The 18,479-nt window shown below is 72.1% G+C and carries 14 protein-coding genes and 1 pseudogene; 6 read left to right on the top strand and 9 right to left on the bottom strand.

The features are described from left to right. Positions 1-214: 214 nt before the first annotated feature. Complete coding sequence (locus ABT023_RS13705) at positions 215-1,213, bottom strand: TerC family protein (RefSeq protein ID WP_350885108.1); 999 nt, start codon at positions 1,211-1,213, stop codon at positions 215-217. 590 nt (positions 1,214-1,803) lie between these two features. Here ABT023_RS13705 and ABT023_RS13700 point away from each other — a divergent pair. Next, positions 1,804-2,097, top strand: coding sequence for an antibiotic biosynthesis monooxygenase family protein (locus tag ABT023_RS13700; protein ID WP_350885106.1), 294 nt, complete (start codon positions 1,804-1,806; stop codon positions 2,095-2,097). A 172-nt stretch (positions 2,098-2,269) separates the two neighbouring features. Here the strand turns inward: ABT023_RS13700 and ABT023_RS13695 are convergent, their stop codons facing one another. Both ABT023_RS13695 and uvrB read right to left on the bottom strand, forming a co-directional pair. After that, a complete protein-coding gene (locus ABT023_RS13695; RefSeq protein WP_350885104.1) occupies positions 2,270-3,229 on the bottom strand; it encodes a helix-turn-helix domain-containing protein in 960 nt (319 codons plus the stop codon). A gap of 104 nt (positions 3,230-3,333) precedes the next feature. Then, positions 3,334-5,442 carry an excinuclease ABC subunit UvrB gene (gene uvrB / locus ABT023_RS13690; protein ID WP_350885102.1) on the bottom strand — a complete coding sequence of 703 codons (2,109 nt, stop codon included), beginning with the start codon at positions 5,440-5,442 and terminating at the stop codon, positions 3,334-3,336. Positions 5,443-5,755: 313 nt separating this feature from the next. Between uvrB and ABT023_RS13685 the strand changes: the two genes are divergently transcribed. Further along, the gene (locus tag ABT023_RS13685) at positions 5,756-7,468 is read left to right on the top strand and encodes a hypothetical protein (protein ID WP_350885100.1); all 1,713 of its coding nucleotides are present in this window, start codon (positions 5,756-5,758) and stop codon (positions 7,466-7,468) included. A gap of 45 nt (positions 7,469-7,513) precedes the next feature. Here ABT023_RS13685 and coaE read toward each other — a convergent pair whose 3' ends face one another. Both coaE and rpsA read right to left on the bottom strand, forming a co-directional pair. Further along, positions 7,514-8,692, bottom strand: coding sequence for a dephospho-CoA kinase (coaE, locus tag ABT023_RS13680; protein WP_350885098.1), 1,179 nt, complete (start codon positions 8,690-8,692; stop codon positions 7,514-7,516). A 247-nt stretch (positions 8,693-8,939) separates the two neighbouring features. After that, positions 8,940-10,436, bottom strand: a complete 1,497-nt coding sequence (gene rpsA / locus ABT023_RS13675) for a 30S ribosomal protein S1 (protein WP_350885097.1) — start codon at positions 10,434-10,436, stop codon at positions 8,940-8,942. Positions 10,437-10,809: 373 nt separating this feature from the next. On the opposite strand from rpsA, the gene ABT023_RS13670 reads away from it, so the two are divergent. From ABT023_RS13670 to ABT023_RS13655, 4 genes and pseudogenes are all read left to right on the top strand, one after another. After that, complete coding sequence (locus ABT023_RS13670; RefSeq protein ID WP_350885095.1) at positions 10,810-11,646, top strand: class I SAM-dependent methyltransferase; 837 nt, start codon at positions 10,810-10,812, stop codon at positions 11,644-11,646. Between the two features lie 57 nt (positions 11,647-11,703). After that, on the top strand, positions 11,704-12,306 hold the full coding sequence (locus tag ABT023_RS13665) for a Uma2 family endonuclease (RefSeq protein ID WP_350885093.1): 603 nt from the start codon (positions 11,704-11,706) through the stop codon (positions 12,304-12,306). Between the two features lie 41 nt (positions 12,307-12,347). After that, complete coding sequence (locus ABT023_RS13660; RefSeq protein WP_350885091.1) at positions 12,348-12,566, top strand: hypervirulence associated TUDOR domain-containing protein; 219 nt, start codon at positions 12,348-12,350, stop codon at positions 12,564-12,566. After that, a pseudogene (locus tag ABT023_RS13655) lies at positions 12,553-12,897 on the top strand (DUF3140 domain-containing protein); the annotation flags it as partial. The gene ABT023_RS13660 and the pseudogene ABT023_RS13655, both read left to right, overlap by 14 nt. Positions 12,898-12,971: 74 nt before the next feature. On the opposite strand, the gene polA reads toward ABT023_RS13655, so the two are convergent. The 4 genes from polA to ABT023_RS13635 all read right to left on the bottom strand — a co-directional run bounded on the left by polA (position 12,972) and on the right by ABT023_RS13635 (position 18,463). After that, positions 12,972-15,680, bottom strand: a complete 2,709-nt coding sequence (gene polA / locus ABT023_RS13650) for a DNA polymerase I (protein WP_350885089.1) — start codon at positions 15,678-15,680, stop codon at positions 12,972-12,974. An 84-nt stretch (positions 15,681-15,764) separates the two neighbouring features. Further along, the gene (locus ABT023_RS13645; protein ID WP_350885151.1) at positions 15,765-16,517 is read right to left on the bottom strand and encodes an amino acid ABC transporter ATP-binding protein; all 753 of its coding nucleotides are present in this window, start codon (positions 16,515-16,517) and stop codon (positions 15,765-15,767) included. A gap of 53 nt (positions 16,518-16,570) precedes the next feature. Further along, positions 16,571-17,551 carry an amino acid ABC transporter permease gene (locus ABT023_RS13640; protein ID WP_350885087.1) on the bottom strand — a complete coding sequence of 327 codons (981 nt, stop codon included), beginning with the start codon at positions 17,549-17,551 and terminating at the stop codon, positions 16,571-16,573. 6 nt (positions 17,552-17,557) lie between these two features. After that, positions 17,558-18,463, bottom strand: coding sequence for an ABC transporter substrate-binding protein (locus ABT023_RS13635; RefSeq protein ID WP_350885085.1), 906 nt, complete (start codon positions 18,461-18,463; stop codon positions 17,558-17,560). Positions 18,464-18,479: the final 16 nt, after the last annotated feature.

The raw sequence follows: 18,479 nt of genomic DNA, 5'->3' as shown, positions 1-18,479 counted from the left end.
CCGGCTGGCGGGCTGGGGGCCCAGCCGGAGCGGGCCCAGCCCGCCAGCCGGGCGCTGCGGCGCGGCGCGACCCCCGACCGGCGTCCCACGACACTGCGGACCCGGTGCGACCGACCGGGACGTAACGACGCTGCGGCATGGCGCAATCCGCCCGGCACCGACGCCCGAGGGGCGCTCCCGGTGCGGGAGCGCCCCTCGGGCGTCGGGTGGGTTGTCAGCCCCGGGCCGCGGTCAACTCTCGCCGCCGGTCCCGGGCCGACTTGATCAGGCTGGCCACGGTCGCCACCAGCAGGGTGCCGAGGATGACCACCAGGGAGAGCCAGATCGGAATGTGCGGGGCCCAGCCCACCGGCTCCCCGCCGTTGATGAACGGCAGGTTGTTGTCGGCCAGCGCCTCCAGCACCAGCTTGACGCCGATGAAGCCGAGGACCACGGACAACCCGATGCTCAGGTAGATCAACCGGTCCAGCAGCCCGCCCAGCAGGAAGTAGAGCTGGCGCAGCCCCATCAGCGCGAACACGTTCGCGGTGAAGACCAGGTACGGCTCCTGGGTGATGCCGAAGATCGCCGGGATCGAGTCCAGCGCGAAGATCAGGTCGGTGGTGCCGATCGCGATCATGACGACCAGCATCGGGGTGAACAGCCGGCGGCCGCGCTCGTGCGTGGTCATCTTCGCGCCGTCGTAGTCCCGGGAGATCGGCAGCGCCCGCCGGCTCCACCGGATCAGCAGGTTCTCGGAGAAGTCGTCCTCGTTCGGCTCACCCTGCCGGAAGAAGTTGATCGCCGTGTAGATGAGGAACGCGCCGAACAGGTAGAAGACCCAGGAGAACTGCGAGATCAGCGCCGCACCGGCGGCGATGAACCCGCCGCGCATGACCAGCGCCAGCACGATGCCGATGAGCAGCACCTTCTGCTGGTACGGCCGGGGCACCCCGAAGCGGGCCATGATGATCACGAAGACGAAGAGGTTGTCCACCGAGAGGCTGTACTCGGTGAGCCAGCCGGTGTAGAACTCGCCGGCCACGCCGGGGCCGGCTGCGAGCCAGAGCCCCCCGCCGAAGACCAGGGCCAGCCCGACGTAGAAGCCGACCCAGAGACTCGACTCGCGGACGCTCGGCTCGTGCGGCCGGCGACCGATGATCAGCAGGTCGACGACCAGAACCGCTGTCAGTGCGACGAGGGTTACCGTCCACACCAATCCGGACACGTTCAATCCAATCCTCCGGCAGACACGCGGCGTCGGGCACACCGTACGCCCCGTGCGGGCGAGCAGGCTGCGGCAACGCGGACACTGGTGACTGTCGGAGGTCTCTTCCGCCACCGGCCCACATGTGGACCGCTGACCGACGGAGCCGGGTCGCGCCACCGGGGGTCGGTGTTCGACCGTGCTGACGACTCCGTCACGGGGGAATACTCCCCTCCTTCGCCCCCATTCTTCACCATCGAGGCCTCTGGCCGCATCTCCGGGACCGCACATGGACGGGTCCCACCACGTCCGGCGTGACGGAAGTCTCCGCCCGCAGATCTTCCTAGGAGGCCATCCCGGAACCGGCGCGGCCCCGCTCGGCGGTCGACGCCTTCCCGCCACCGCCCCGCACGCCCCGGTTTGTTGCTCGAACACGGAAAGAGTGGCCTCGAATCGCTGCGAGGCCACTCTTTCCGTGTTCGAGCGCGATCGTGCTCGAACGGGCGGGGAGGAAGGGGCGGTGTGGGCGCGGGGTGGGCGGGATCGGAGGGGTCCGATGGGCGGGACGGTCCCCCCGCGTCGTCCATCCCGACCAGGGGCGTGGCAGGCTCAGGAACATGGTGCTTGAGGTCGCGCTCATCGATGTGGTGCCCGGACACGAGGACAGGTTCGCCGCCGCGTACGCGCAGGGTCACGAGATCCTCGCGACGACGCCCGGCTGCCGCTCGGTGCGGATGACCCGCGGCATCGAGTCGCCGTCGCGATTCGTGCTGCTGGTCGAGTGGGACTCCGTCGAGGCGCACGAGGCGAACTTCCGGGGCACCGAGCGGTTCACCCGGTGGCGGGAGCTGATCGGTCCACACTTCGCCGGCCCGCCGCTGGTCGAGCACTTCGTCGACGTCCCGGCCTGAGCCACCCCGACACCGTTGGTACGCCCGCGGCGGCGCTCAACGGATGCGCCCGCCGCAGCGGCCGGCCGCGGAATGTCGTACCCCCCGCCTACGGTGCGCCTGACGCGCCGGCCACCGGTGCCGACGGGCTCGGGGCCGCCGGGCCCGGTGGCGGCGCGGCGACAATCCGGGCTCAGTCCTGCGGCGGGCGGGGCCGGGGCACCGCCGCCACCTCCTCCGGCCGCACGCGGAAGGCCAGTGGATGGCCGCCCGGACCGGTCGGCGACGGCAGCGCCGGATCGTCGGCCAGCCGGGCCAGCAGCGCCGTCGTCTCGGCTGCCGGGAGGGCGGCGTCGAGCATCCGGTCGACCACGGTGTCGTACCAGGCGAGGTCGGCGGCGGAGACCAGGCGGACATCGGTGGTCAACGCCTCAAGCATCACGGTGCGCGGGTCGGCCGGGTCGGGAAAGGAGTACCGGGCGAACGGGGTCAGCGGATGGACGCCGCCGGTCGTGACGCCGGGCGGCACCACCCTGATCGTCACGTTCGGCTTGCGCGACAGGAGGGCCAGGTGGCGGACCTGCTCGCGCCAGACCCCTTCCGGCAACCCACCCGGGCCGCAGGCGGCGAACTCCAGCAACGCCGTGTACTGCGGCGGCTCGGCCCGGTGCAGAACCTCCTGCCGAACCAGCCGGGCCCGTACGTCGGCCTCCACGTCGACGTCGGGGTGCAGCAGCCGGGCGACCCCGAGACGCAGCCGGGCGTACGCCGGGGTCTGCAACAGGCCCGGCACGACCGCCGGCTGGTACTCCACCACGGTCGCCGCCCCGGCCTCCAGCTCGGCGTACGCACGCTGGCGCTCGCCCATCCCGCCGAGGGCCTTCCACCAGCCACGACCGGTGGCCGCGTCCCGGGCGATGACGATCAGCGCGTCGCGTTCGTCGGCGGCGACCCGGTAGACGTCCAGCAGGTCGAGCACGTCGGCGAGATCGGGGCGGCTCTGGCCCAACTCGATGCGGGACAGTTTGGAGGTCGACGCCCAGCCCAGCCGCTCGCAGACCTGCTCAAGGGTGAGCTCCTCCCGCCTGCGTAGCTGGCGCAACTCGGCACCGAGTCGCGCACGTCGAATCACCGGACTCGTTGGCAACGGCATCCCCGCCTCCCAGGACGGAGAGTACGCAGATCGATCACACGCTGCAATACCTCGCTCGCCGTCCGCAACGGGCGCAGGTGGCTTCCCCGGTCAACCGCCCTCGGTCACTTCACGCCGGCCGCGTCCATCCCCCGCAACTCCTTCTTGAGGTCGGAGACCTCGTCGCGGATGCGGGCGGCCAGCTCGAACTGCAACTCCCGGGCGGCGGCCAACATCTGGTCGTTGAGCTCCTGGATGAGCTGGGCCAGGTCGGCCCGGGCCATCCCCTCACGGGACGGGCCCGCCGCGCCGATCCGGCTGCGGCTGCGGGTCTCCTTGACCGGCGCCTTGCCCCGGGAGAGCTGCCGCGCCGCCCCGCCGATCCGGGAGTTCTCGGTGTCCTCCGCCTCCCGGTAGATGTCGTCGAGGATGTCGTGGATCTTCTTGCGCAGCGGCTCGGGGCTGATGCCGTGCGCCTTGTTGTGGGCGATCTGCTTGTCCCGGCGCCGGTTGGTCTCCTCGATCGCCGTCGCCATCGACGGGGTGATCTTGTCCGCGTACATGTGCACCTGGCCGGAGACGTTCCGGGCGGCCCGGCCGATGGTCTGGATCAACGACCGGCCGCTGCGCAGGAAGCCCTCCTTGTCGGCGTCGAGGATCGCCACGAGGGACACCTCGGGCAGGTCGAGGCCCTCCCGGAGCAGGTTGATGCCGACCAGCACGTCGTAGTCGCCCTTGCGCAGCTCGCGCAGCAGCTCCACCCGGCGCAGGGTGTCCACCTCGGAGTGCAGGTAGCGCACCCGGATGCCGTTCTCCAGCAGGTAGTCGGACAGGTCCTCGGCCATCTTCTTGGTCAGCGTGGTGACCAGGACCCGCTCGTCCCGCTCGGTGCGCAGCTTGATCTCGTGCATGAGGTCGTCGATCTGCCCCCGGGTGGGCTTCACCACCACCTCGGGGTCGATCAGGCCGGTCGGGCGGATCACCTGCTCGACGAACTCGCCCTGGGCCCGCTCCAGTTCCCACGGGCCGGGGGTGGCGGAGAGGAAGACCATCTGGCCGACCCGCTCCAGGAACTCGTCGAAACGCAGCGGCCGGTTGTCGCCGGCGCTGGGCAGCCGGAAGCCGTGGTCGACGAGCATCCGCTTGCGGGACGCGTCGCCCTCGTACATGCCGCCGATCTGGGGGATCGTCACGTGCGACTCGTCGACGACGGTGAGGAAGTCGTCCGGGAAGTAGTCGAGCAGGCAGTGCGGCGGGCTGCCGGGCTGCCTGCCGTCGATGTGCATGGAGTAGTTCTCGATGCCGGAGCAGAAGCCGACCTGACGCATCATCTCCAGGTCGTAGGTGGTGCGCATCCGCAGCCGCTGCGCCTCCAGCAGCTTGCCCTGCCGCTCCAGCTCGGCGAGCCGCTCGGCCAGCTCGGCCTCGATGTCGCGGGTGGCCCGCTCCATCCGCTCCGGGCCGGCGGCGTAGTGCGTGGCCGGGAAGATCATCAGAGCGTCGACCTCGCGGACCACGTCACCGGTCAGCGGGTTGAGGTAGTAGAGCTTCTCCACCTCGTCGCCGAACAGCTCGACCCGGACGGCCAGCTCCTCGTACGCCGGGATGATCTCCAGCGTGTCGCCGCGCACCCGGAACGTGCCCCGCTGGAAGGACATGTCGTTGCGGGTGTACTGGATGTCGACGAGGCGACGTAGCAGCTGTTCGCGGTCGAGCTCCTGCCCGACGGCGACCCGGACGGCCCGGTCGAGGTACTCCTCCGGGGTGCCCAGGCCGTAGATCGCCGAGACCGTGGCCACCACGACCACGTCGCGGCGGGTGAGCAGCGACATGGTCGTCGAGTGCCGCAACCGCTCGACCTCCTCGTTGACCGAGGAGTCCTTCTCGATGTAGGTGTCGGTCTGCGGGATGTAGGCCTCGGGCTGGTAGTAGTCGTAGTAGGAGACGAAGTATTCCACCGCGTTGTGCGGCAGCAGCTCGCCGAACTCCTTCGCCAGCTGGGCGCAGAGCGTCTTGTTGGGGGCGAGCACCAGGGTGGGGCGCTGCAACCGCTCGACGAGCCAGGCCGTGGTGGCACTCTTTCCCGTGCCGGTCGCGCCGAGCAGGACCGTGTTGCGATCTCCGCGCCGCACCCGACGCTCCAGGTCGTCGATGGCTGCCGGCTGGTCGCCGGCCGGCTGGAAATCGCTGACCACCTGGAATCGGCCGTCGAGCCGGGGAATGTCGAGCGCCATGACCCCAACCGTACGCCGGGGGCCCGACACAACGCGGCGACCACCGTCAGTCAGTGATCGGCTTCAATATTCGCATTGTGTGGCACATCTCACCGCGCTAGGGTATGGGCCGTAGGCCGCTCGCGGCGGCCGTCCGGGCCGGCGGCCTGGCCTCAACGGCCGGCGCCCCCGGCACAGGGGGTCGCAGCACCCGGACACCACCGGCGTGCGCACCCCCGGTGGTCGCGCCACGCGCAGACCGGCCGCCGCGAGCGCCCCCACCAGGGGGCGATTCGTGCGTCACCTGTCACGCGCGCCAGAAGTTCATCCTGCCGTGGACAACTCCCCCGACCCGACGCCCCGACCCGACCGGGACCGCCGCCCACCGGGCGCCTGCGGCGCCGAATCCGACCGGGACCCGCGTGGGCCGGGCGCCGACGCCGTACCCGACCGGAACCGTCACCTTTCGGCAACCGACGGCGCGAGCGACCGGTACGACAGCCGGCGTCGGCGTACCACCGTGGTCGCCCTCGGGGTGATCGCCGTCGCCTCCGCCGTGGGCCTGGCCGCCGGTCTGCTGAGCTGGGCGCCGGCGGCCCCGGAGCCGGCCCGGCCGCTGACCCCCGCCGAGGCGGAGCGGCTCGCCGCCGTCCGGGTCACCAACCACCGGGACGTCCGGTCCGGCCTGCGGATCACGATCGGCACCGCCGCCGCCCGCACCGACGTGGTGGGCTGGGTCGACTGGTCCCGGCCGCTGGCCTACCTGGACGTCGGCGGCCCGGGGGCCGGACGGGGTCGGGGCCTGATCCAGGCCACCCCCGGGCTGCTGATGGCCCGGCCCGACCCCACGGCGGTGCCGGCCCCGGCATCCCCGCCCATGGTGCCCCCGGTCGACGGGTGGCGGGTCGCCGACGGGTCCGCCGCCCGCCCCCTGCGCCCCACCCTCGACCTGCTCTTCGCGCTCGCCGCGCCCCGGACCGAGCCGGCCGGGGCGATCCCTGCCGGCACCGCCCGGTGGCTGGCCCGCGCCGAGGCCGGCAGGCAGCCCGTGGACGTCCTGCAGGCCCCGCTGCCCGCCGATGCCCGCCGGCAAGGATCACCGGACGCCCCGGAAGCCGGTCGACCCGCCACGTCGACCCCCCGCACCGCTTCCCATCCATCCGGCTCCACGGGCCCGCCCACAGCATCCCCACCGCGATCCGGCACCGCAGGTCGGCCCGCGGGCTGGCCCGGCCCGGCGGTGAGCCTGCCGGCCGCAGCCGCCAGGCCCGCCGGGACCGCTCTCCTCGACGGGGCCGCACGATGGTGGATCGATCGGGACGCCCGGTTGCACCGGTTGGAGGGGCGTCTCCCCGGCGGCGTGCCGGTGACGGTGGAACTGCAACGGGCCAACCGGCCGGTGCTGTGGCCGGTGGCGGCGCTGGGCGGCCGGGCGGGGCTGCCCAGAGCGCTCACCGGGCCCGAGGAGGACCGGCTCGCGCGGGCGGCCGCCCGGATGCGCGCCGAGGGTGGCGCGGCTGCGACCCTCACCGCGCCCGTCGCCCCAGGCGTCACCCTGCGCGGCACGGGCTGGGTGAGCTGGACCGAGCGGGCCGCGTACCTGTCGGTCGGCACCCGCGACGCACCCGCCGGACGGACCCTGCGCCGTTACGACGCCGCCGGGGTCTGGTCGGCGCCGTACGCCGGGGACGCGCTCGGCGCGCCGCCGCTGCCGCCCCCACGCACCGGACACACCTGGGAACGCGACGGGCCCGGTGCCGACGACGTCGACGCGCTGCTGGCCGCCGCGCTGCGGGTGGGCTCGGCGACCGGGCCGCCCCGGCCGGCCACCCGGATCCGTGGGGACCGCCTCGCCGACCGGACCGTCGACGTCATCGAGGTGGACGCCCGGCACGGCCGGCTGCGCTACTGGATCGACAGGACCGGCCTGCTCCGCCGGCTGGAGCTGCGTACCCGGCTCGGCACGTACGCCCAGCTCGACCTCGTGCCGGGGCGGGCGCCGGCGCTGCCCTCGCCCGTCCCGCCCGCCCGCGGGCCGGGGCGCTGACGCCCGGCCACCGCCCCGGCCCGGGGCGCAGGACGGATACGAGGGTCAGGGCCGCCAGCCGCTCCGTTCGGCCCACTCCTCGGCGAGGTGGTGCTCCTCGGCGAACCACGGATCCTTGGCGGTGTACGTCACGGTGTCCGGCGCGCTGGCCGCCAGTTCCCGCTTGAGCGCCAGGTACGCCGCCCGCTGGTCCGGGTCCGCGCGCAGGTGGTCCCGCATCAGCAGGGCGTAGCGCCAGCCGGGCGAGCCAGCCGGACGCAGGTGCAGGTTCACCGGCCGGTCGGGGTCGGCGCTGCCGTGCAGACGCTTCTCCCACCGGTCGCGGCCCTCCGGCCGGGGGTTGTCCCACCACTGGCCGGGCAGCCGGGGAAACCCCGCGGCGGCGAGTCGGTCCGCCAGCGGACCGTCCGCCTCGGCCAGGCTCGGCACCGCGAGCTGGATGTCGATGACGTCCTTGGCCGCCAGGCCGGACACGGCGGTCGACCCGATGTGGTCGATCCGCAGGTCGGCGGGGGCGATCGCGTGCCGGATCCGGGCCGCCAGCCGGGCGTACTGCTGGGGCCAGGTGGGGTCGGGCTCGGCCAGCCTCACCCGCTCGGCGCGCACCGCGCGCCGGTCTCGCACGTTCGCCTCGTACGGCAGCAGCCTGTCCCGCCACAGCCGGTCCACCGCGGCGTGCAACTCGTCGAGGGTGCCGTCGTTGGACAGCACCACGTCGGCCGCCGCCCGGCGGCGGGCGTCGTCGGCCTGCGCGGCGATCCGCCGCTCGGCATCCGCCCGGCCCATGCCCCGGTCGCGCTCCAGCCTGGCCAGCCGGGTCGCCACCTCCGCCCGCACGACGACCACCAGGTGGTACGTCGGGGCGAGCCCGACCTCGACCAGCAGCGGCACGTCGTTGACGACGACCGCGTCCGGGGCCGCCGCCGCGACGAGTTCGGCGCTGCGGGCCCGGACCCGGGGATGGGTGATCGCCTCCAGCCGACGGCGGGCCGCCTCGTCGGCGAAGACGACCGCGCCCAGCGCGGCCCGGTCCAGTGCGCCGTCGGGGCCGAGCACCCGGTCGGAGAAGGCGGCGACGACCTCCGCCAGTCCCTCGCTGCCCGGGGTGACCACCTCCCGGGCGATCCGGTCGGAGTCGATCAACACCGCGCCGAGCGCGGCCAGCCGCGCCGCGACAGCACTCTTGCCGGACGCGATCCCGCCGGTCAGTCCCACCTTCAACACCGGACCAGTCAACCGGATCCCGTGCGCCGAGCCAAACCGGCCCCACGGCCGGTGCCGGGTGCCGCTGGTGGCCCACGGTCAGGCTCGATCATGGGGGCCGAGCAGAAGCACGGACCGGCACGACGCGGGACGGGCCCGACACCCTGCAGGCGCCGGGCATCCCGCAGGGCCGGGCACGGCGAGGGCCCCGCCCCCGGCGACCCGGTGAAACCGGATCGCGGGGACGGGGCCCGTCGTCGTCAGCGGGTCACTTGCCGCCGGCGAGCTTCTCCCGCAGAGCGGCGAGCGCCTCGTCGGTGGCCAGGGTGCCGGCCGGCTCCTCGGCCTGCCGGCTCGGGGCCGAGCTGGTCGAGGTGGTGGTGGTGCCACCGGTGGACACCGCCGGAGCCGGGTTGGCAGCGGCCTCGGCGTCGGCGGCCCGGGAGGTCTGCACCTGCTTGGTGTGGGCCTCCCAGCGCTGACGCGCCTCGGCGTACTGGTTCTCCCAGGTCTCGCGCTGCTTGTCGTACCCCTCGAGCCACTCGCCCGTCTCCGGGTCGAAGCCGTCCGGGTAGATGTAGTTGCCCTCGGTGTCGTAGGTCGCGGCCATGCCGTAGAGGGTCGGGTCGAAGTGCTCCTCGCCCTCGACGAAGCCCTCGTTGGCCTGCTTGAGCGACAGCGAGATCCGACGACGCTCCAGGTCGATGTCGATGACCTTGACCATGACCTCGGAGCCGACCTGGACGACCTGCTCCGGGATCTCCACGTGGCGCTCGGCCAGCTCGGAGATGTGGACCAGGCCCTCGATGCCGTCGTCCACCCGGACGAAGGCGCCGAACGGCACCAGCTTGGTGACCTTACCCGGCACGATCTGCTGGATCGCGTGGGTGCGGGCGAACTGCCGCCACGGGTCCTCCTGGGTCGCCTTCAGCGACAGCGAGACCCGCTCGCGGTCCAGGTCGACGTCCAGGACCTCGACCTCGACCTCCTGGCCGACCTCGACGACCTCGGACGGGTGGTCGATGTGCTTCCAGGACAGCTCGGAGACGTGCACCAGGCCGTCCACGCCGCCCAGGTCGACGAACGCGCCGAAGTTGACGATCGAGGACACGACGCCCTTGCGGACCTGGCCCTTCTGCAGCTTGTTGAGGAACTCGGTGCGCACCTCGGACTGCGTCTGCTCCAGCCAGGCCCGGCGGGAGAGGACCACGTTGTTGCGGTTCTTGTCCAGCTCGATGATCTTGGCTTCGAGCTCACGGCCGACGTACGGCTGCAGGTCACGCACCCGCCGCATCTCGACCAGGGACGCGGGCAGGAAGCCGCGGAGCCCGATGTCGAGGATGAGACCACCCTTGACGACCTCGATGACCGAGCCGCGGACGACACCGTCCTCGTCCTTGATCTTCTCGATCGTGCCCCAGGCCCGCTCGTACTGCGCCCGCTTCTTGGAGAGGATCAGACGACCCTCCTTGTCCTCCTTCTGGAGGACCAGGGCCTCGATGTGGTCACCGACCGAAACGACCTCGGCCGGGTCCACGTCATGCTTGATCGACAACTCCCGAGAGGGGATGACACCCTCGGTCTTGTAGCCGATGTCGAGCAGGACCTCGTCCCGATCGACCTTGACGACGGTGCCTTCGACAATGTCGCCGTCGTTGAAGTACTTGATGGTCTCGTCGATCGCGGCGAGGAAAGCCTCCTCGGAACCGAGATCGTCGTGGGTGACCCGGGTGGCGCTCGAGGGGGCCTCGATGCTGCTCGTCATGTGGGCGGTTGCTCCGGTCGGATGGGTTTTGGGTTGTCACAGCAGGCTGGTGTCGCGGTGACCTGTTCGCGCCAACGGATCCGTCGCCGGGCACACCGAACGATCGCTGAGTGAGATCCTGATGTGGCTCCGTCGACCGCGCACCTGCTCCCTGCCGAGGCACACGATCCGCGAGCGCATCGTCCAGCCTACCGTGTGCATTACCACAGCGTGCAAGCCCCGGGCATAAGTGATCCAGCCCGCTTTCGCGATGCGCCGCCTCTTACGTCCCGACAGGCGGTGCTTTGCCCCGTCCGGCCGGCGCCGCGCCCGGGCGGCGGGCCGCGTCGGCGCGGAACCGGGGAGCAGGCCGGGTGGCCACTAGACTGCCGCGATGACCGACGACCGGGCGGGTGCCGCCACCCACGCCGACCCGCCGGGCGTGCTGCGGCGCCCGGTCACCGACGCGGAGAGCCGGCGGGCCAACCGTGGCTGGTGGGACGCCGACGCCGACGACTACCAGGCCGAGCACGGCGCGTTCCTCGGCGACGTGGAGTTCGTCTGGTGCCCCGAAGGGCTGCGGGAGTCCGAGGCCCGGCTGCTCGGCGACGTCGCCGGGCGGCGGGTGCTGGAGGTGGGCGCCGGGGCGGCGGCCGCCGCCCGCTGGCTGGCCACGGCGGGGGCGAGACCGGTCGCGCTGGACCTGTCCATCGGCATGCTGCGGCACGCCGCGGCGGCCGCCGACCGCTCGGGTGTACGGGTGCCACTGGTGCAGGCCGACGCGCTCGCGCTGCCCTTCGCGGACGCGGCGTTCGACACCGCGTGCACGGCGTTCGGGGCGATCCCGTTCGTGGCCGACTCGGCGGCGGTGATGCGCGAGGTGTTCCGGGTGCTGCGGCCCGGCGGCCGGTGGGTGTTCTCGGTGACCCACCCGATGCGCTGGGTCTTCCTCGACGACCCGGGCCAGGGCGGCCTGACGGCCGTGCACTCGTACTTCGACCGCTCCCCCTACGTGGAGCAGGACGAGGCGGGCGCGGCGACGTACGTCGAGCAGCACCGCACCCTCGGCGACCGGGTCCGCGAGCTGGTCGGCGCCGGGTTCCGGCTGGTCGACCTGGTGGAGCCGGAGTGGCCGGAGGAGCACGAGGGGATCTGGGGGCAGTGGAGCCCGTTGCGCGGCCGGCTCTTCCCCGGCACCGCCATCTTCGTCGCGGAGAAGCCCGCCGGCTGAGCGGAGTCGCACAGCAGGTGCGACGCCCCGGGCGGGGGCCGGGGTTACGCTGACCGGGTGAGCGCCGAGCCGATCGCGACACCACCTGACCCCTGGTGTCCGGACCCGATCCGGCAGCAGCGTGCCGATTACACGCTGGAAGACCTGCCCGACCTGCCGGACGACGCCCCGCGCGTCGAACTCGTCGACGGAGTCATCCAGGTGACACCCTCCCCCACCCTGGGCCATCAGGACATCGCCAGCCTGCTCTGGCTGTGGCTGCGGTCCCACGCGCCCGACCACCTCCGCGCCACGCAGGCCGTCGGGGTGGCGCTGAACGTGAACACCAGCCGACAGCCGGACGTGCTGCTGCGCCGCGCCGAGGTGCGGTCCGACCGTTCCCTGCTCCTGCCGGAGGACGTCGTCCTCGCGGTGGAGGTGGTGTCCCCCGGCACCCGGCGGGTCGACCGCTTCGCCAAGCCGGGCGAGTACGCCGCCGCCGGCATCCCGTTCTACTGGCGCATCGAGCAGGACCCGGTGCACGTGTACGCGTACCGGCTCAGCGGCCGGCTCAGCCTGAGCGGTGAGCGGCAGTACGAGTTGGTGGCCGACAGCGCGGAGCTGACCGAGCTGACCGAGCCGTTCGAGATCAAGCTGCCGGTCGCCGAGCTCACCGCGTAGCCCCCCCGTTTGGCCGGGGGCACCCCGGGTAGCCAGCCTCCATGGCCGAGAAGAAGTTCCGCAGGGGTGACCACGTCTCCTGGGCCAGCCACAGCGGCCGCGCCCACGGAGTGGTGCGGGAGGAGCTGACCGAGCGAACGCACGTGCGCGGGCACACCGTGAACGCGTCGCAGGACGAGCCGCAGTACCGCATCCGCGTCGACGACTCGGGACGAGACGTCGCCCACCGGCCGGAGGTGCTGCGCCGTGAGCAGGGCTGAGCGGGGACGCGACACCTACCGGGAGTTCGCCGAGGCGGTGAACATGAAGCCGGGCGAGCTGTCGACGTGGCTGGAGACCGACGAGTCGAAGCAGGTCGGCTCGCACAAGGGCGGCCGGGCGGGCGGCGGCGAGTCGGTCGGGCACGAGTCCGGCCGGAAGATCATCAACCTGCTGCGGCGCGGCCGGGACGGGCTCTCCGAGGCCGACTACCAGCACATGCGCAAGGTCGTCGGGTACGTCCGCCGGCACATGGCGCAGCGGCCGTCCGGGAACGTGCGCGACACGAAGTGGCGGTGGTCGCTGATGAACTGGGGCCACGACCCGCTCAAGTGAACGGGCCGCGGCCCCCGGTGCACGTCGACCGGGGCCGCGGCGACCGACCGCCGCGGCGACCCGGTGGAGCGTCAGTGGTCGGCGCTGTTCCAGTCGCGGCCCTCCCCGACGGACACCTCCAGCGGCACCGACAGCGGGTACGCCCCGCCCATCTCCTTGCGGACCAGCGCCTCCAGGGCGTCCCGCTCGCCCGGGGCCACCTCGAAGACCAGCTCGTCGTGCACCTGGAGCAGCATCCGGGACCGCAGGCCGGCGTCGCGCAGCGCCGCGTCGACGTGCAGCATGGCGACCTTGATGATGTCGGCCGCCGAGCCCTGGATCGGGGCGTTCAGGGCCATCCGCTCGGCCATCTCCCGGCGCTGCCGGTTGTCGCTGACCAGGTCGGGGAGGTATCGCCGGCGGCCCAGGAGGGTGGAGGTGTAGCCGTCGTGCCGGGCCCGGGCGACGACCTCGTTGAGGTAGTCGCGGACGCCGCCGAAGCCGGCGAAGTAGTTCTCCATCAGCCCGCGCGCCTCCTCGGCGGTGATCCCGAGCTGCTGGGACAGGCCGAACGCGCTCAGCCCGTACGCCAGGCCGTAGTTCATTGCCTTGATCTTGCGGCGCTGGTCGGCGGTGACCGCCTCCACCGGCACCCCGAACACCGACGACGCGGTGGCGGCGTGGAAGTCGCGGCCGGAGTTGAACGCCTCGATCAGCGCGTCGTCCGACGACAGGTGCGCCATGATCCGCATCTCGATCTGGCTGTAGTCGGCGGTGAGCAGGCAGTCGTACCCCTGTCCCACCACGAAGGCCCGGCGGATCCGCCGGCCCTCCTCTGTGCGGATCGGGATGTTCTGCAGGTTCGGGTCGGTGGAGGAGAGCCGGCCGGTGGCCGCCACCGTCTGCTTGAACGTGGTGTGGATGCGGCCGTCGTCGGAGACCGACTTGAGCAGGCCGTCGACGGTCGACTTGAGCTTGGCCACGTCCCGGTGGCGCAGCAGGTGCTCCAGCACCGGCAGCGGGTTCTGGGCGTAGAGCCACTGGAGGGCGTCGGCGTCCGTGGTGTAGCCAGTCTTGATCTTCTTGGTCTTGGGCAGCCCCAACTCGCCGAAGAGCAGCTCCTGGAGCTGCTTCGGCGAGCCCAGGTTGAACTCCCGCCCCACCGCGGCGTACGCGCCCTGGGCCGCGGCCTTGACCTCGCCCGCGAAGTGCGACTCCAGTTCCTGGAGATAGTCCAGGTCCGCGGCGATGCCGACCTGTTGGATCGTGGCGAGCACCTCCGACAGCGGCAGTTCGACCCCCGCCATCAGCCGGGCGGACTGCTCGCCGTCGCGGGACAGCTCGGCGTCGATCGCGTCGGCCAGGTCGAGGGTGGCCCGGGCCTGGAGCATCAGGTTCTGCTCGGCCTCGCCGTCGTCCCCGAGGCCGTCAAGGGTGAGCTGACCGGTCTCCGGGGCGTCGACCCGCAGCTCCCGGTGCAGGTAGCGCAGCGCCAGGTCGGTCAGGTCGTAGGAGCGCTGGTCGGGGCGGGCCAGGTAGGCGGCCAGTTCGGTGTCGCGGGCCACGCCCGCCAAGTCCCAGCCGCGGGCGGCGAACGCCAGCCGGGCGTGCTTGCTGTCGTGCACCACCTTGGGCCGCTGCTGGTCGGCCAGCCAGCCGGCCAGGGCTCGCTCGTCGCCCTCGGCCAGCTTTGCCGGGTCGAACCAGGCCGCCGGGCCGGCCGCCAGCGCCAGGGCCACGCCGTCGAGCTGCGGCTCGTACCGCTCCCGGGGGGTCGTCGGCTTCGCCGGCGTCTTCACCGCGACGCCGACCTGGACGCCGGCCGGGGCGTGCGCGTCGAGCCAGCCGGCCAGCGCGCCGGGCTCGGTGAGCTTCTCGCCGGTCAGGTCGAACCCGGCCTCGGCCTCCGGCTCCACGGCCTCCAGGTACTGGTAGAGCCGGTCGCGCAGGATGCGGAACTCCAGGGTGTCGAAGACCTGGTGCACCGCCTCCCGGTCCCAGCCGGCCCAGCGGGCGTCCTCGGGGCGGAGCGGCAGCTCCAGGTCGGAGACCAGGCAGTTGATCTCGTAGTTGCGGATCACGTCGGCGAGCCGCTCGCGCAGGCTGTCGCCGGCCTTGCCCTTGATCTCGTCGGCGTGGGCGATGACGCCGTCGACCCCGCCGTACAGGTTGATCCATTTGGCTGCGGTCTTCGGCCCCACCCCGGGGACGCCCGGCAGGTTGTCGCTGGTCTCGCCGACCAGGGCGGCCAGGTCGCGGTAGCGCTGCGGGCCGACGCCGTACTTCGCCTCGATCGCCGCGGCGTCCATCCGGGCCAGGTCGGAGACGCCCTTGCGCGGGTAGAGCACCGTGATGTTGTCGTCGATGAGCTGGAAGGCGTCCCGGTCGCCGCTGGAGATCAGCACCGTCATGCCCTGGTCCCGGGCCTGGCAGGCGAGGGTGGCGATGACGTCGTCGGCCTCGTAGCCCTCCATCTCCACCACCGGGATCTGGAGCGCGTCCAGCACCTCCTTGACCAGGCTGACCTGGCCCTTGAAGTCCGTCGGGGTCTCGCTGCGGCCCGCCTTGTACTCCGCGTACTTCTCCGTGCGGAAGGAGCGGCGGGACACGTCGAAGGCGACGACGATGTGGGTGGGCTGCTCGTCGCGCAGCACGTTGATCAGCATCGAGGTGAAGCCGTAGACGGCGTTTGTCGGCTGCCCCGTCGTGGTGGAGAAGTTCTCCACCGGCAGGGCGAAGAACGCCCGGTATGCCAGGGAGTGTCCGTCGACGAGAAGCAGGCGCGGCGTCGTAGCTGTCACGCCCGCGACTCTAGCCCGGGGCGGTGACAACCCGGGACACCGGCACGTCCCCGGCGCGGGCGTCCGCCCGCGCCGGGGCGCCGATCAGAGCACCTTCGCCAGGAAGGACCTGGTCCGCTCGTGGCGCGGGTTCGCGATCACCTCACGGGGGTTCCCGGACTCCACCACCACGCCGCCGTCCATGAAGACCAGCGAGTCGCCGACCTCCCGGGCGAAGCCGATCTCGTGGGTCACCACGATCATCGTCATGCCGTCGCGGGCCAGGTCCTTCATCACGTCCAGGACCTCGCCCACCAGCTCCGGGTCCAGCGCGCTGGTCGGCTCGTCGAAGAGCATCAGCTTCGGCTGCATCGCCAGGGCCCGGGCGATCGCCACCCGCTGCTGCTGGCCGCCGGAGAGCTGAGCGGGGTACGCGCCGAGCTTGTCGCCCAGCCCGACCCGCTCCAGCAGTGTCGCCGCACGCTCCCGGGCTGCGGCCCTCTTCTCCTGCCCGAGCAGCACCGGCGCCTCGACGACGTTCTGGAGCACCGTCATGTGCGGGAACAGGTTGAACCGCTGGAACACCATGCCGATGGCGCGGCGCTGCGCGGCCACCTCCCGCTCCCGCAGCTCGTGCAGCTTCCCGCCGTACTCCCGGTAGCCGATCAGCTCGCCGTCGACCCAGATCCGGCCGGCGTCGAGTTTCTCCAGATGGTTGATGCAGCGCAGGAAGGTCGACTTGCCGGACCCGGACGGGCCCAGCAGGCAGCACACCTCCCCGGCGCGGACCTCCAAATCGATGCCCTGGAGCACCTCCAGCGGCCCGAACGACTTGTGCACCTGCTCGGCCCGGACCATCACGTCCGACTCGGCGGCTGGCGCGTCGGCCTGGGCGGGGACCACCAGCTCGGTCACAGCTCCCCCTTCCCCGGGCTCCCGCCGGTCTCCGCGGCCATCCCGCGCAGCCGCAGCCGGGCCCGTCCGGTGCTGCCGTACCCCCTGCCGAAGTGCCGCTCCAGGAAGTACTGGCCGACCAGCAGGAGGCTGGTCAGGAACAGATACCACAGGCACGCCGCGACATACATCGGGAAAATCTGGAACGTCCGCTTGCCGACCGCGTCGAGCTGGAAGAACAGCTCGACGCTCACCGGCACGTACAGCAACAGCGAGGTGTCCTTGAGCATGGCGATCGTCTCGTTGCCGGTCGGTGGGATGATCACCCGCATCGCCTGCGGCAGCACCACCCGGCGCAGCAACTGGCCCCGGCCCATGCCCAGCGCCTGGGCCGCCTCGGTCTGCCCGGGATCCACCGACTGGATGCCGGCCCGGACGATCTCGGCCATGTACGCCGCCTCGGACAGCGCGAGCCCCAGCAGGCCGGCCATGAACCCGGTGAGGATGTCCCGGGAGGAGAAGCCGAACAGCCGCAGTTGCAGGTTGTCGATGCCGAAGAGCTGGCCCAGTTGGGTGTCGAACGGCACCCCGAACTCGATCCGGCTCCACAGGATGCCGATGTTGCCGAAGACCGCAAGCAGCACCAGCCGGGGCACCGCGCGGAAGAACCAGGTGTAGAGCCACCCGACCCCACGCAGGATCGGGTTGTCGGACAGTCGCATCACCGCGATGACCACGCCCAGCACGACGCCGATCAGCATCGCGCACACCGTCATCAGCACGGTGCCGCGCAGCAGGCCCTCGATGATCGGCGGGCGGAACATCTTGTCCACCATGAACGACCAGTTGAAGGCCTCGTTGGTGACCAGCACGTGGACGAACATCGCGGTGAGCACGGCCAGCACGGCCACCGTGACCCAGCGCCCCGGATGCCGCACGGGCACGGCGCGGATCGGCTCCGGCCGTGCCCGTGCGGTTGTCGCTTCGTCGGTCGTCATGTCGGGTTACGGGTTGACCGCGGGGTCGGTGATGGCACCGTCGGCCACCTTCCACTTGTCCAGCACCGTCTTGTACGACCCGTCGGCGATCAACGCCTTCGTGGCGTCGCGGACGGCCTCGGCGAACGCCGCCTGGTCCTTGCTCACCACGTAGCCGTACGGCGCGGCCTCGTACTGCTTGTCGAGCAGGTCGAGGGCACCGTTGGACTGGGTGACCGCGTACACCCCGACCGGGTAGTCGGCGAGCATGGCGTCGTCCTTGCCGGACACCACCGCGGCCGTCGCGGCGTCCTGGCCCGGGAACTGCTCCACCGTGATCGCCGGCTTGCCGGCGTCGGTGCACGCCTTCGACCGCTTCTGGACGTCCTCAACCTGGACGGTGTCCTTCTGCACGGCGATCTTCTTGCCGCAGGCGTTGTCGAGGGTGACGCCCGCCGGGTTGCCCTTCTTGGCCACCCACTGGGTGCCGACCTGGAAGTAGCTGACCATGTTGGCCTGCTGCTTGCGCTCCGGGTTGACGGTGAACGAGGAGACGCCGACCTCGTACTTGCCGGTGTTGACGCCGTTGATGATGTCGCCGAAGGGAGCCGAGACGAACTCCGCCTTCAGGCCGAGCTTCTGGGCCACCGCCGAGAACAGCTCCACGTCGAAGCCGATCACCGTCTTGCCGTCCGAGTCGAGGAACTCCGCCGGGGCGTACGTCGAGTCGGTGCCCACGACGATCTTGCCGTCGGCCTTGATCGCGGCCGGCACCTTGTCGGCCAGGGACGAGTCGGCGGAGGCGCTGACCGAGGGGCCGGCGCCGGGCTGTTGGGTGCTCTCCTCCTCACCGCACGCGGCGAGGGAGAGCAGGAGCACTGCCGCGCCGGCGGCACCGAACGCCGCCCGCCGACCACCGTTGAGCTGGAACATGAGGGGACACTCCTTA

The sequence above is a fragment of the Micromonospora sp. NPDC002296 genome (genome assembly GCF_040296145.1).
In the GTDB taxonomy this organism is placed as follows: domain Bacteria; phylum Actinomycetota; class Actinomycetes; order Mycobacteriales; family Micromonosporaceae; genus Micromonospora.
The sequence above is the reverse complement of the archived record's forward strand: the minus strand, read 5'-3'. Positions and strand labels throughout refer to the sequence as shown.

Coding starts and splice junctions, on each gene's coding strand:
- ABT023_RS13700 (WP_350885106.1), top strand. CDS start 1,804: ATGGTGCTTGAGGTCGCGCTCATCGATGTGGTGCCCGGACACGAGGAC.
- ABT023_RS13695 (WP_350885104.1), bottom strand. CDS start 3,229: ATGCCGTTGCCAACGAGTCCGGTGATTCGACGTGCGCGACTCGGTGCC.
- uvrB (WP_350885102.1), bottom strand. CDS start 5,442: ATGGCGCTCGACATTCCCCGGCTCGACGGCCGATTCCAGGTGGTCAGC.
- rpsA (WP_350885097.1), bottom strand. CDS start 10,436: ATGACGAGCAGCATCGAGGCCCCCTCGAGCGCCACCCGGGTCACCCAC.
- ABT023_RS13670 (WP_350885095.1), top strand. CDS start 10,810: ATGACCGACGACCGGGCGGGTGCCGCCACCCACGCCGACCCGCCGGGC.
- ABT023_RS13660 (WP_350885091.1), top strand. CDS start 12,348: ATGGCCGAGAAGAAGTTCCGCAGGGGTGACCACGTCTCCTGGGCCAGC.
- ABT023_RS13645 (WP_350885151.1), bottom strand. CDS start 16,517: ATGGTCCGGGCCGAGCAGGTGCACAAGTCGTTCGGGCCGCTGGAGGTG.
- ABT023_RS13640 (WP_350885087.1), bottom strand. CDS start 17,551: ATGACGACCGACGAAGCGACAACCGCACGGGCACGGCCGGAGCCGATC.
- ABT023_RS13635 (WP_350885085.1), bottom strand. CDS start 18,463: ATGTTCCAGCTCAACGGTGGTCGGCGGGCGGCGTTCGGTGCCGCCGGC.